General features: G+C 62.2%; 7 protein-coding genes. 5 read left to right on the forward strand and 2 right to left on the reverse strand.

Features of this window, described 5'->3' with window-relative positions; genetic code table 11:
• Positions 1–11 precede the first annotated feature (11 nt).
• Positions 12–494 carry a molybdopterin-dependent oxidoreductase gene (locus tag Q4543_RS19985; protein WP_303441233.1) on the reverse strand — a complete coding sequence of 161 codons (483 nt, stop codon included), beginning with the start codon at positions 492–494 and terminating at the stop codon, positions 12–14.
• 210 nt (positions 495–704) lie between these two features.
• Between Q4543_RS19985 and Q4543_RS19990 the strand changes: the two genes are divergently transcribed.
• The 5 genes from Q4543_RS19990 (at position 705) to Q4543_RS20010 (ending at position 11,616) form a co-directional block, all read left to right on the forward strand.
• The gene (locus tag Q4543_RS19990) at positions 705–1,325 is read left to right on the forward strand and encodes a response regulator transcription factor (protein ID WP_303441235.1); all 621 of its coding nucleotides are present in this window, start codon (positions 705–707) and stop codon (positions 1,323–1,325) included.
• Between the two features lie 291 nt (positions 1,326–1,616).
• Positions 1,617–2,129 (forward strand): hypothetical protein, encoded by a 513-nt coding sequence (locus tag Q4543_RS19995; protein ID WP_303441237.1) that lies wholly within the window; start codon positions 1,617–1,619, stop codon positions 2,127–2,129.
• 48 nt (positions 2,130–2,177) lie between these two features.
• Complete coding sequence (locus tag Q4543_RS20000; protein ID WP_303441239.1) at positions 2,178–4,826, forward strand: hypothetical protein; 2,649 nt, start codon at positions 2,178–2,180, stop codon at positions 4,824–4,826.
• A gap of 101 nt (positions 4,827–4,927) precedes the next feature.
• Entirely contained in the window at positions 4,928–10,681 is a 5,754-nt protein-coding gene (locus Q4543_RS20005; protein WP_303441241.1) for a hypothetical protein, read from the forward strand.
• 230 nt (positions 10,682–10,911) lie between these two features.
• On the forward strand, positions 10,912–11,616 hold the full coding sequence (locus Q4543_RS20010) for a hypothetical protein (protein ID WP_303441243.1): 705 nt from the start codon (positions 10,912–10,914) through the stop codon (positions 11,614–11,616).
• Between the two features lie 162 nt (positions 11,617–11,778).
• Here the strand turns inward: Q4543_RS20010 and Q4543_RS20015 are convergent, their stop codons facing one another.
• Complete coding sequence (locus tag Q4543_RS20015) at positions 11,779–13,929, reverse strand: calcium-binding protein (RefSeq protein WP_303441245.1); 2,151 nt, start codon at positions 13,927–13,929, stop codon at positions 11,779–11,781.
• Positions 13,930–14,458 lie beyond the last annotated feature (529 nt).

Here is a 14,458-nt window from a genome sequence, read left to right on the forward strand (position 1 = left end):
ACATCTTTTCATCACTTCACACTTAGACGATCCATCTGCCATATCGAACGCGAGTATATGGCTTCGGACTGGAATTCCGGTTTGCTGTCATAGGGATATACGATCCACAATGGCCCCTTGTCGCGACGCGACATCGATGCGCCATTTTGATGATAGGCAATGATCGGAGTGGTTTCGGTGATCTCGTCAATCGGAATATCGACGGCATAATCATTGATCGCCTGGGCGCTGACCGTACCTTCGGTGACGCCCAGATCATCCAGCATCGCTGCCAGTGGAACACCCTCGAAACTTTGCGGGCCTTCGGTCCAGATGGTTATGGTTTCGAAGCGTTCCACAGGCAGGGCCTGCAACTCTTCGAGCGTGAAGCTGCGGGTGACGTCATTGACGGTTGTGGTCAAGATGACGTCACTGTCAGCCATGGCAAGCCTTGCCATGGCCATGACTGCCAGGCCTGCGACAGGGAAAAGAAGGCGCATCTCTTGGTCTCCCATGTTTTTGATATCCTGATGGCACCCTAGGCGTAATCCCCCGTATTTTCCCGACTTCTTACGAATAAGGACCTATTCGAATGTATAGTTTACCGCTAAAATCTGCATGGAAATGCTTGGTACGGCATAAGGTTTAGGACAGGATCCATCGCGGGAGGCAGGGGCTGAATGCTGTCTCCCTCAATGAATCACAAAAGACGGGGTGGGCCGGGTATGTCTCTCAGAGTGCTGTTTGCCGACGATCACGACATGGTTCGCGACACGTTCAGGATGTATCTTGAAACCAACGGTACGGCTCAGGCGGTCACCGCCGGATCTCTGGACGAAGCGCTGAAACTGATGGAGCAGAAGGGGCCGTTCGATCTGGTGCTGCTGGATTACACCATGCCCGGAATGAAGGGCCTTGAAGGGCTCAAACGCGCGCTGGCGGCCAGCGGTGGCCATCCGGTCGGCATCATTTCGGGCACCGGCACGCGGCTGATCGCACAACAGGCGCTGGATTTGGGCGCGGCAGGGTTCCTGCCCAAATCCCTGCCAGCCAAGACGCTGGTGAATGCCGTCAAGTTCATGGCCATGGGCGAGATCTACGCCCCGGTGGATTTCATGTCGGGCAAGGACGACCCTGACGAGACGGATTTCGAAAAGGATCTCTCGGATCGCGAAAAGCAGGTGCTGCGCGGCCTGCTGGGGGCCAAGTCCAATAAGGAGATCGCGATCGGACTGGACCTGCAAGAGGTCACGATCAAGCTGCACGTCAAGACGCTGTGCCGCAAGATCGGTGCGAGGAACCGCACCGAGGCGGCCATCCTTGCCCGCGACGCCGGGTTCGTCTGAGCTGTAGCGACGGCTTTCCCTTTTGGTTTTTTCGATGACAGGGCCGGCAGTTGCGCCGGTCCTTTTTCGTTTATGCGCGCGTCACACCTGATGCGTTGGATCAGTTTGGCGTCTCGACCAGAGTAGACCGTCTATACCGAAGGTTAGCGGCCTGACTTTGAGCAGTATCGTTTAACCCTTCCTCCTCCCAACATTGCCGTCCCTTCCAAGGCATCCCGGTGAGGCGCCGCGGGCCACAAGCCTGCCGTGTCTCAACCGCCGGTCCAGCCCCGGCTTAGAAGGGAAACACACATGTCTTATTCCATTGCACGTGTCAGCCAGGCCGTGGTCGCCGGTCTGACGCTTAGCCTGGCCGCAACAGCTGTCTCGGCGGATGCGCTCGAAAGCACCTTCTCCTACCGCATCGTCGAAACCGACGCCGCAGGCGGGGAAGCTCTGGTCGAGCGCTCGTCGGTCAAGCCCGGCGAAATCATTCATTACCAGCTTCGTCACGAGAACAAGACCGATGGCGAAATGGCCGGGCTGGTGATTGCCGCCCCGGTTCCCGAAGGCGTGTCCATCACCTTGGGCAGCGAGCAAAGCTCGATCCCCGCCGTCTTTGAGGTGCAGGCCGAGATGGACCCCGAAAACGAAGGCCTCGAATGGTCGTCCCTTCCTGCGGTGCGCATCTTCGTGGACGCCGATGGCGCGCTTGTCGAAGAGCCGCTTCCCGAGAGCGATATCGTCGCCGTGCGCTGGAGCCTCTCCGAAGCGCTCGAGGCCGGAGAGGCCGCCCTCAACACCTATCGCGTTCGCGTGAACTGAGCCGGGCCTAGCGCCCTTTCCTAAAGACCTGACATCAGGAATATTTTCGTGACTTATCATTCAAAGATCCTGCGCACCTCCAGTGCCGCGGCCATCTGCGTATCGCTCGCAGGTTTTGCATACGCTGCCCCCGAAGCGGGCTCGGTCATTGGCAACCAGGCGGTTGCCACCTACCTCAATTCCGCCGGTGACACGATCACCGTGACCTCGAACACGGTCGAAACCGTGGTTCAGCAGGTCGCAGGCGTGACGCTGACCTCGGACAACACCGAGAATGTCGCTCCGGGTGGCAAGGCGTTCCTGCCGCATATCATCACCAACGACGGTAACGGGCCGGATGCGTTTGACCTGAGCGCAATCGAGGATGATGCTGGCGCGCTCGATACTTCGCAGCTGGTGTTCTACCCGGATGCCAACATGGACGGTGTTGCCGACAGCGCCACGCCGCTGAGCGAAACCCCGGTTCTGGCCCCCGGCGAGCAATTCGGTGTGGTGATTGAAGCCACCGTGCCATCGACCAACGCCGCAGGGGCCACCGACACGATCACCGTGACGACCACATCGCAGCTGGACGGTGCCATCACCTCCACCAACACCGACACGCTGACCGTATCGAACGACGCGATCATCGAACTGGTCAAGTCGATGGTTGCCGACGCGTCTTCGGCGGGTGATCCCAACATCATCGATGCGGGCGACACTGTCACCGTGACCCTGACCTATTCGTCGACCGGCCTTGTGGCAGCAAACAACTACTCGGTGACCGACGTTCTGGACGCGGGTTTCGAATATGTGCCGGGAACGGCGGTCTGGTCCGACGCGGCGGGGACGCTGGATGATGACAACGCCTCTACGGTGGTCGATGCGACCAACGGCAGCGGCGAGGACATGGCCTGGGATTACGACGACGCCCAGACCGTCAACTTCAACATCTCATCGGTCGGTTCGGGCCGATCCGGCAGCGTGACCTTCCAGGCGCGGATCGCATCCACCGCGAATGCGGGCATCCTGACCAACGTGGCCACCCAGAACGTCGATGGCGTCGACTTCCCGCCGTCGAACACCGCATCGGTGACCGTCGACAACCAGTATTCGGTGTCGATTGCCGACACGGCGATCAACGCAGACGGCACGGCCAATGGCGCGATCACCTCGGCCACCGATGACGACGCCGCGCAGAACGACGTCGTGACCGAAACCGGGGACGTGTTCCAGGGCGCGACGATCAGCCATGAATTCGTGCTGACCAACAACTCGAACGAAGCCGACAGCCTGTCGCTGGATTTCGCCAATGATGACTACCCCGCCGGCACCACCTTCCGTATCGTGGGCGCCGACGGCATCACCCCGGTGATCGGCTCGGTCGGCCCGCTTGCCATCGGTGAAAGCACCAAGGTCACGCTGATCGCGACCCTTCCCACGGATGTCACCCCGACCCCGGCGGGATCGACCAACTATACCGCAACCATGACCGTGACATCGGATGCCTCGGGGGTCACCGACACCTCGACCGCCGAATTCACCGGCGCGGTTCTGGCGGCCTCGGTCGATCTGGAAAACAACGTTGCCGGGTCCGAAGGCGACGGGGCGGCACCCACCAATGGCGGCGCACCCTGGGTCAGCAACGCCACCGATCCCGGCGCACCCACCACCTTTGACATGGTCGTGCAGAACAACGGCCCGGTGTCGGACAGCTACAACCTGACGCTGGCGCAGGCGATCCCCGACGGCTGGACTGTCGAATTCCGCGATGCGAACGGCACGCTGGTCACCAACACCGGCACCATCCCATCGGGGGCGCAGGAAACCATCACGGTCACCATTGTGCCCGCCGATGACGCCCCGGCCGCAGCAACGCCCATCGACATTCAGGTGGCAAGCTCGGTCACCGGTCAGGCCGACCGCATCGTCAACGAGATCACGGTGAATGCGATCTACGACGTGCAGATCCTTGAAGATCAAAGCGCACAGGCCTCGCCCGGCGGCATCGTCGACATGCTGCACACGATCACCAACGAAGGTAACTCGGACGTCACCGAAGGCGCGATCACCCAGACCGGGCTGACCAACTTCTCCGGTGCGATCTTCTGGGACCAGAACAACAACGGTGTAATCGATGCAACGGATCCGGTGATCGACAACTTCGACGATCTGACCGACGGCATCGCAGCGGGCACCAACGGTCTGGCTGCGGGTGAGACGATCTCGATCATCTACCGGGTCCAGACGCCTTCGACGGCAACGCCCGGTGTGTCCGAAACCGGCACGCTGACCCTGGGCACCTCGCTGAACGGCGCCACGGCAACGGATGCGGACACCGCTGACAACGCCAACGAGGACCGCATCGTCATCATCGCGGGCGACGTGACACTGACCAAGTACCAGTACATCGACGCCAATTGCGATGGCACGGCAGGCACCTTCACCAAGACCCGTCAGCCGGTCGAGCCGGGCCAGTGCATCCGCTACATGATCGAAGCCTCCAACACCGGCAGCTTTGAAGCAACGGATGTGACCATCTCGGACGCGGCCCCTGCCTACACCACCATCACCAATTGCGGTGGATCGTGCGCCGAAACGCTGTTCCCGGCTGGCAGCACAGCGACGATCACGTCCAGCGCCGTCTCCAGCGACCATGGATCGGTTCTGCCTGGTGGCGTCGCACGGCTCGAATTCACCGTAGAGGTGGACAACTAAGTCCACCCACCTGGCCCCCGCCTGCGGGTGGGGGCCTTTTCCCCTCCGCGGTTCCGTTCATTCCCGCGGCCCCCCCACCGTTATTCCGAGGAGCGAAACTGATGCGCAGTTTCCATCGCTTTGTCGGCAAGGGTGTGGCTCGGTTCCTTGTCATCGCAGCTGCCTCTCTGTGCCTCATGTCCCCGCCCGCGTCTGCCCAGCAGTCCGCCGCCGGGACAATCATCCGCAACATCGCCCAGGTCACCTATTTCGACACCGGTCTGGGCATCCTCGTGACCCTTGACTCCAACGCCGTAGAGGCCCGCGTCAGCGTGGTTCCGGCGCTCGAGGTTTCCGGCCGCGAAAGGCTGCTGTTGTCGCGAGGGGCCATCGACCAGTTTTATTTCCGCATTTCCAACACCGGCAACATCGGGCTGGACGTGACCCCGGCCATCGTCACCTCGGGTGACGCCTCCCAGATCCTGAACCCGCGGCTGTTCATCGACCTGAACGGCAATGGCATGGTGGATGCGAACGAACCCGAAATCACGGGCGACGACAGCTTCATCATCGCCGCCGGGCAGGACGCCCAGCTGATCTATAGCTTTCAGGTGACTTCTGGCGCACAGCCGGGCGACAGTTTCGACGTGACGCTGACCGCCACGGGCCAGCCTCTTATTGAAACCGATGAGGACGTCGCACCTGTCACCGGCACGGGAACAGGGCGCGCCGAAATCGTGTCGGCCACGCTTGAGATCGAGAAATTCCAGGCAACGCAGCCCGGTGATGCCCTGACCCGTGTGCTGTACGATCTGCGCCTGCGCAACAACTCGGACGCGCCTGTCGCCGGGTATTCGGCCATCGACGGCACCCCATTGCGCATCGATGGTGTGGTCGTGACCGGTGTGCTGCTGCGCGACGACATCCCCCTGAACGCCCGTCTGGAATGGATCGACGAGGCCGCCGGCATGACCGCGCTGTACCATCGTTCGGGCGACGCCCGGCATGACTACGTCAGCACCATGCCCGATGATGCCCTCACGGTAGATGCCGTCGCCTTTTTCCTGGCCGGGGATTTCCCCGTTGGCTGGTCGGCCGACGTTGGTTTCAGCGTTGCCATCGACGAGGCGCTTGGTGCGGTCGAGGTGGAAAATACCGCTGTCGGTTTTCTGCCCACCCCCCAAGGCGTCGCCGAGCAGCTGTCCAACACCGTGACCGTCGCGCTTGGCACGGGCACCAGTGGCACGCTGAATTTCATTGATCCGGTGACCGGGGTGCAGATCGGGTCCAGCGCGCTGGACAGCAACCTTGTCACGCGGCTGGTGTCCGGGGCATGTAACCTGAGCTCTGGCATCGACACGGTGCAGGTCACGCTGCAAAGCGTCCAGACCGGCGATGTCGAAACCACGACCGCACGGGAAACCGGGGCGAACACCGGGGTGTTCTTGATCGCGCCGCTGCCGGTGGCCGAGATGGCATTGGCCCGCGCAGGCGATGGCGTCATGGCATCGAACCGGGGCGACACCGTTCAGGCGCAGGCCCGCTGCGGGGTGCAATCCCTGACCACCAGCCTGATCATCGCGCCGGGAAACTTTGTCTTTGACGCCATCGGCAACGATCCGGTCGAAGGCGTCACCGTTGCGCTGATGGACGCCGACACCGGCCTGGAACTGGCGCGGGTTCTGAGCGATGCGCGCGGCTACTTTGCCTTTGGCGACATCGACGCGGGGCGCTACAGCTACGACATCATCGATGCCCCGGAGTGGAGCTTTCCGACCCTGCGGCTGGATTTTCGCGGGTTCGAGCGCATCATCACCGATGCGGCCTTTGGCGGCAGCTTTGCCCATTCGGGCGGTTTGCTGATGGATTCCGACATCCCGGTCGATCCGTTCTATGGCGCGCCCATTGCGCTGAGCAAGGATGCGGACCGCGACCGTGTGGTGCAGGGCGAATTCGTGACCTACACGCTGGATCTGACCAACAACATGCGTCAGGCGCTGGTGGGCGCGCAGATCTTTGATCGCCCGGCCTATGGCATGACCTTCGTCAGCGGATCGGTGACGTTGGAGGGCGACGAGATCGAAGACCCCGAGCGTGACGGTCATGGCGATCTGCTGTTCGATCTGGGCAACATCGCGCCGCTGGACAATGTGGAACTCAGCTACGTCATGTCCGTGGGGGCCGCCGCACGCGAAGGCGATCTGGAAAACACCGCCCTGCTGGCGGGCCGTCAGGCAGGCACGGGCACGGCGTTGCAGTCAGCGCCAGCCCGCGCCACGGTGCGGCTGGACAATTCCGGTGGGGTTTTTGCCCGGCAGGGAACGATCCTTGGCACCGTCTTCATGGATTGCGACGCAAACGGTATTCAGGACGACTGGCGCGAACCGGGCATCCCCGGCGTGCGCATCGTCACCCAAGAGGGGCTGTTCGTGGTCACGGATCACAATGGCAAGTATTCCATGCCCGGGATGCGCCCGATCACCCATGCCTTTCAGGTCCAGGCCGGCACCTTGCCCGCCGGCACCGAGGTTGCCGTGACGCGCACCAACGACCTGCGCCGGGGCGGCTCGCGCATCGTGCCGCTGCGCCGGGGCGAGCTGCGCAGCGAAAACTTTGCGGTGCAGGCCTGCACCCCCGAGGCAATGGCCGAGATCACCGCCCGTCAGGATCATTTCAAGGCCAATGCCGGCCCGGACACGCTGCGCGCCTCTGACATGCCCATCGAAGGGGCACGCAACCCGCAGCGGTCCATCCGCACCGAGGCCGGGGTGGCGACGACCACGCAACTGACGCCGTCGATGCTGGTGCCCGCCCCCGAAGATGCCCAAGGCGCTTTGCCTCGCCCGGCGCTGGCCGCCAAGGCGCGCGCCACGCGCCGCCCTCTTGAGGCGATGGTGAAATCGCTTGATCCCGAACCCGGCTTTCTAGACTTCGAGGATGGCGAAACCCTCAGCCGCCGCACCCAGAACATCCGGATCAAGGGCAAGGCCGACCTGACGCTGGGGCTGATGCTCAACGGGCGTGCCCTTGGCAGTGACCGCATCGGCGAGCAGACCTCATGGGCCGAACGCAACGTGCAGGCGGCGGAATTCGTCGCGGTGAAACTGCGCCCGGGGGCCAACAGGCTTGTGCTTGTCGGGCGTGACGGGTTTGGCATCGAACGGATGCGCCACGAAATCACGGTCACGGCTCCGGGCGATCCTGCACGGATCGAAATCATCGCGCCCGCCGAGGCCAGCGCCGACCCCGTCAGCGTGGTGCCGGTGATCGTGCGCATTCTGGATTCGCGCGGATTGCCGGTGCCGGCCTCGGCCACGGTGACGCTGGGGGGCGATCGCGCCCTGTGGGATGTCACCGACATCCGCCCCGGCACCCCCGGCGTGCAGGCCTATATCGACAATGGCGAGGCCACCTTCGGGCTGATCCCGCCGCAGGTGTCCGGCCCCGACCTCATCACCGTCACCAGCGGTTTTGCCAAGGCCGAGGCCCGCATCGCCTTTACCCCGAACCTTGACGAACGCATCATGATCGGCGTGGTCGAAGGCGCGGTGTCGCTTGGGGGCAAGGCCAGCAACGCGCTGCTGCCCAAGGACCAGTTCAGCCACTTCGAAGACACCACCACCGGCCTGCGCGGCGAGCTGTACCTCAAGGGGGCGATCCGGGGCGATGCGCTGCTGACCCTGCGCTACAGCTCCGATCAGGACACCGAGGACCGGCTGTTCCGCGACATCCGGGGCGATGAATACTACCCGATCTATGGCGACAATTCCGAACGTGGCTGGGACGCGCAATCGTCGACCAACCTGTATATCAAGGTGGAAAAGGGCCGCTCCTACGTGCTGTATGGCGATATCGCGATCCAGCCGGAATCCTCGGCGTTTCGTCTGGGCGGACTGCAGCGCGTGACCACCGGCGCCAAGGCCCATTGGGAAAACGAGCGGGTGTCCGTCACCGTGTTCGCCGCGCGCACGGCGCAGGAACAGCAGGTGGTGGAATTTGCAGGGCGCGGGGTGTCCGGCCCCTATGATCTGGATCTTGGCGATTATGTCGATGGGTCCGAACGGGTCGAACGGCTGGTGCGCGACGAAGACGGCGGCGATATCCTGTCCACCACGCCGCTTCGGCGCGGCACCGACTATGTGCTGGATTTCTTCACCAACACCATCACCTTTGACGATCCGCTGAGCCAGTTCGACGCGGATGGCAATCCGGTATCGGTGCGCGTCACCTACGAGGTCGAAACCGACGGGGCCGAACGCTACTGGCTGTACGGCGGCGAGGTGAACTACGCGCTGAGCGAGCGCACCACCATCGGCGCGCGCGCGGTTCATGCGGATGCCCCCGTCGGCAACCCCGCCCGCGAGCGGCTGCAATCGGCCTATGTGCGCCATGAGACGCTGCAGGGTGGCCTGTGGGAAGCCGAGATCGCACGCTCCGAGGATTCCGATCAGGTCAGCGACATGGCCGCGCGCCTGTCCTATGGCATCGTCACCGAAACCGACCGTCTGGATTTCGAAGCCATCTACACCGGCTCGGATTTCATGGACGGAGGGCTGGCCCGCCCCGGCACCACGCAGGTGCGCCTGTCCTACGGGGTGGACATCGGCATCGACAACGATCTGGCCTTGTCAGCCGAATATGTGCGCGATCGCAATGAGGAGCGCACGCGCATGACGCTGGATGCGATCTATTCGCACCGCTTTTCGGATGGCTTCCGTGGCGAAATCGGGATCGAGCTGGAACGCCGCGAGCACGATGGTGATCGCCATGACGAAGCCGCGCTGATCCTTGGCGGCCAGTGGACGCCGACACAGCGGCCCGGCGTATCGGTGCGCAGCCAGCTGCGTCTGCCCATCGCCGGCGAAGAGCGCAGCCCCGCCGAGCTGACCCTTGGCATGTACCGCGAGGCCAAGCCGGGATGGCGTGTCCACAACGAGATCGAGTTCGAATTTGACGACGAGATGGTGATGACCCGGTCGCGCTTTGGCATGACATATCAGTTGAACGACTGGCTGTCGGGCACCACCGAGATCACCGAGGCATCGGGCAATCGCGAAGAAACCATGGCCCAGGGGTTTGGCGCGGTCTGGCAGCTCAACGATCTGACAACCCTGCGCGCGGATATCGAACATTCGCGCGGCGCAAAGACAGGGCGCGACAGCCTGACCAGCGTCGCTCTGGGGGCCAAATGGCACAACGCACCCGAATCCGTGGTGGGCGACGCCGATCTGGATGTAACTCTCGAAGAGCGCGGCAATACCTACTACGCCGGTCTTGGCATGGCCGCGCAACTGGATAACGACTGGGCTGTTCTGGGGCGCACCCGCATCGCGATCGACAAGCGCGACGGCAAGGACAAGCTGCGCGCCCGGACCCGGATCGGGGCATCCTATCGCCCTGTCGAAGATCCGCGTCTGGATGTGCTCGCCTGGTACGAGCATCGTCTGGAAAAGCAGTATGGCCGCACCGAAACGCATCTGTGGTCCGTCGATGCCAGCTACGAGGCAAACGCCGATCTGCGCCTGAACGGCAAATATGCAGGCCAGCATCAGCGTGTATCGGGGGGCAATGTCGATGCATCGACCACCACGCAGCTGTTGCAGGCCGGGGCCTACATGGATTTCGCCGATGACCGGTTCCAGATCGGTCTGAACGCCGCGCATCTGTGGGACAGCCGCGGCGGCAGCACCTCGGGGCTGGGTGCCGAGCTTGGGTTCTCTCCGGCGGCGGGCACGTTGCTGGCGGTGGGCTACAACGCCGTCAATGGCCGCGTGGCCGGGATGACGGACCTATACCAGGAGGGGGTCTATTTCAGGTTCAACCTGCTTCTGGATGACAGCCTGTGGGACAGGCTTGACGGATTTCTCGGCAACTGAGTGAACCAGGTTGTCGGGAAAAGGGCCACACCGCGTAGCGCATCCGCGGTGTGGCCCGATTGAGTCTGGCTGGCCGCATGCGCCCGGGCATCTACGCCAAGGCGCGCGCGCAGCCGAATAGGGACATCCCACTATACCTTTGCAGGGCGAACCTGTCTGCTTGCCCCCCGCAAGCTATGACCTGCGATTTTTATAGTGCTCGCACTCAAGTGGTTCAGGAGTACGAAGCTATGAAAACAAGGTCTTTGATCTTTGCAGTTGGTCTTTTGGGATTGCCTTTCGTGGGCGCGGCCGAAGGGCAGCAGGCGCAGTTCAGCATGCATGATATCCGCCATTTCGAAGCGATCAGCTTTGGGCTGGGCGACAAGAGCAGCGCCGCGCCGATCCGCATCGACCTGCCGGTCAGGGCTGCGCCAAAAGCCGGACGGGACCCGTTCATCGCGTCGCGGTCCGGCGATCAGGCGGCCCGCCTGCGGGATCTGATCGGGCATGCCGAAGCGGGCCGCGCGGGCTATGACGCGGTACAGCACGGCGCGCGCATCCGCCCCAGCAGACGCCCGACGGACATGACCGTTGCCGAGATCTTTGGCTGGATCAAGGCCACCCCCAACCAGCCCCATGCGATCGGGCGCTACCAGTTCATTCCGGCAACGCTGCGCGGGCTTGTGCGTCGCGCCGGGGTCAACCCGCAGCAGCGGTTCTCACCGGCTCTGCAGGACCATCTGGCGAACCTGCTGCTGGAAGATGCCGGTTTTGGGGCGTTCACGGCGGGAAAGATGTCGCATCGAAGCTTCATGTACAATCTTGCGGGCATCTGGGCCGGGCTGCCGCTGCCATCGGGTCGCTCGCGCTATGAAGGCTATGCTGGCAACCGGTCGACCATCAGTTGGAACACCTACCGGACCGAGATCACCAGGATCTTTTCGCAACGGTAAATGCGTTTCGTCAGGGCAGGCACCCCCGGCGAGCCACTCCAAGACAGGTATAGGGCGCCTTCCGATCTGGTTCGGGAAGCGCCCTATACCTGTCTTGCTCCGCGCTTGCATCAGCGCAGGCTTTGCATCGCGGACAGGACGGCCCGAAGCCTTCCGCCAAGTTCAGCCAAACAACTCGATCGATCCCTGTTCCAAGAGGTCGTCTGCGGTGTAATCACCTTCGAACACGACTGTCTTGCTGTCGCCCAGCACCAGGATCAGCTCATCAGCGCTGGCCTCAAAGATCAACGCATCCAGATCTTCGATGACATCGGATTCAATCTGCAACGTATCGCGCCCGACGGTGAAATCGAAGATCAGGTCCTCGAACGCCATCCCGCCATCGTTCACCCGGATCGTATCCCGCCCGAACCCTGTCGTGATCTGGTTGGCGCCGCTGCCACCGATCAAAAGATCCCCGCCCTGCCCGCCATGCAGTTTGTCGTTTCCGGTGCCACCATAGAGCGTATCGCGGCCCTGCCCGCCTCTGAGGCCATCCGCCCCATGCCCGCCATAAAGCCGATCATCGCCGTGACCGCCGATCAGCTTGTCCTTTGCGTTGCCGCCAGACAGGGTATCGTCCCCCTCGTTGCCGCGCAGCCGGTCGGCGCCCTTGCCTCCCTTCAAAAGATCCTCTCCGCGCCCGCCAATGAGCGTGTCGTTCCCGCCCGCCCCAAACACGGTATCATCGCCCTGAAAGGACTTTATCTTTTCGCTTTGGTCCGTTCCGCGGATCCGGTCATCATATTCTGGTGCCCCGTCTGCCGGGGCTTGCGACGAGACCGTCGCGGAAGCTGCCTCAACAGCAGGTACAATTGCAGCGCCCAGCCCCGGAATGAGCGCCGCAAATTCTGCTGATGGCTCTATTCCGCTCAGGGTGATCTGCATGACCTCCCCGGGCCCCAGAGCGGCCTCCATCACGCCGTCATCGTAAAACGCATCGACTGCCAGGGCCATCAGCTCTGCCTGCGCGCTGTTCGATCCCGGCAACTGCCCTGATGCCACGCCCAGAACCTGTCCGGTGATCGTCTCGGCACCAAGAACCAGAGCGGACAGATCCACCCGGCTCGTTTCCAGCTGGTCCGAGGTCGAGGTCAGGAACAGAACCAAATCGCTATCCCCGTAAAAGGCATGCAGATCGAGATAGCCGAGCTCCTGCTCTGTTTCCCGGCTGTCCGGGGCAAAATCGAGCATGGTTTTGCCGGGCAAGCTCGATGCCATGATGGCAAACATTTCACCCGCAGGGCTTATTGCATCATGGCTGCGCCCCATCGAAAGCGCGTTGGGCGAATTTTGCAGCAACGGCCAGGCATGCGCCACATCAACTCCGGCCAGCATGAACTCTTCCACGATCTCGAGCATTTCGTGGGCCTGAAAAAGCCCGTAATCCTCGTCGTCATCGAGCAAAGCGCTGCTGCCCGAACTGTTCCATTCGGTGATATAGATATCGAGATCGTCAAACGACTGCCCCCAGGTCTTTTCGATCATCCGCAGCATGAAGCTGCGTTGTGATTCAACCTCCTGCCCCTTGGAATAAAGATGGGTCACGACCCCGTCCGGGGCTTGGCCCCCCTCCCCTTCAAAGTACGAAATCATCAAGTCGTTTGAAATCTTTGCCCAGTTCGGCAATCCGCTCGCACCAAGGTCGCTTTCACTCAGGCCCAGATCGTATCTTGCATTGAGGTCCGCAATGACTGCACCTGCGGGAACGCCAACATAATCGTTGCTCAGCTTGGCGTGGTCGAAATTCCATCCCGCTTGCACGACGATATCGATGTCCTCGCTCAGGCCCTCTTCGACAAGGCGCATCTCGTCGCGGATGATGCCTGTCATTTCGGCGGCAAGGCGGCCATATTCGGCGGTGTTCATGCGGCCCGACCCCCAGTATTCATTGCCGATCTCAAAGGCGGCGATCTGAGCATTGCCATAAACGCCTGTGGTGACGTCTCGTATGAAACCACGCAGCACCTCGACATCGATTTCGGGCAGACGATCGTTGTTCGCATCGAGCCTATTGGACAATTGCATGCGCGTGGGGATCACGATCGTCGCCGCAGACCCAAGACGTTCGGCGGCGGCCATGAAGTCGCTCAAGGCGATGAAATCGACGGTCTCTGCGGTCTCGTTTCCCGTTGCGGTCACGGCATCGGGATTGGAAAGATCGAAGTATTCTTCGGTGAGCGACCCCCCGGGATAGCGCAGATCGGTCACACCCAGATCGCGCACCAGCTCGGTATAGCTACCCTCGCCAGTCATTTGGGTGCGTGGTGCCAAGATGTTTCCCCCGAACATGCCGGGGGTCGCAATCTCGCCGGCGAGTTCGGGAAGCGTGAGAATTTGGGGCTGGGCTGTTCTGGGCATGGTGCAAAATTCTTTCTGCAGGCCAACCGAAAGTCGTCCCTGACGCCAGATGCGCAGGAAGCTGTTGTCGGGATAGGGCTTGTCAAAAGGGGAAGAGTGTCGCCTTGGGGCTTGCCGCCCGCTGGTTCACCCGCCGCTTGGCAAAAGCGCGGTGTTTAACGCAAAGACGCGTTTCGGATTCTCATGGCGACCCTACCTGTTGAAGCATTCGAGCTTACTCAATCATCAAAGAGGGGGTGCGGCTGCGAGAAACATGGATAGCTCGGATACAGAAGGGCTATCGGTCTTAAGCTTATGGCTAGAGCTTGAATACGATCGAGGGCGCAGCTTCTGCTTCGAGGCCATGGGTAGCGTCCCCGGACGTTAGAGGTGGTCCTGAATTTTCGACCAGTTTTCCGCCGGGCTAAGCTGTAGCATGGGTTTCATTTCAGGCGGCAGCTTT

The sequence above is a fragment of the Salipiger sp. 1_MG-2023 genome, assembly GCF_030547555.1.
Classification (GTDB): domain Bacteria; phylum Pseudomonadota; class Alphaproteobacteria; order Rhodobacterales; family Rhodobacteraceae; genus Salipiger.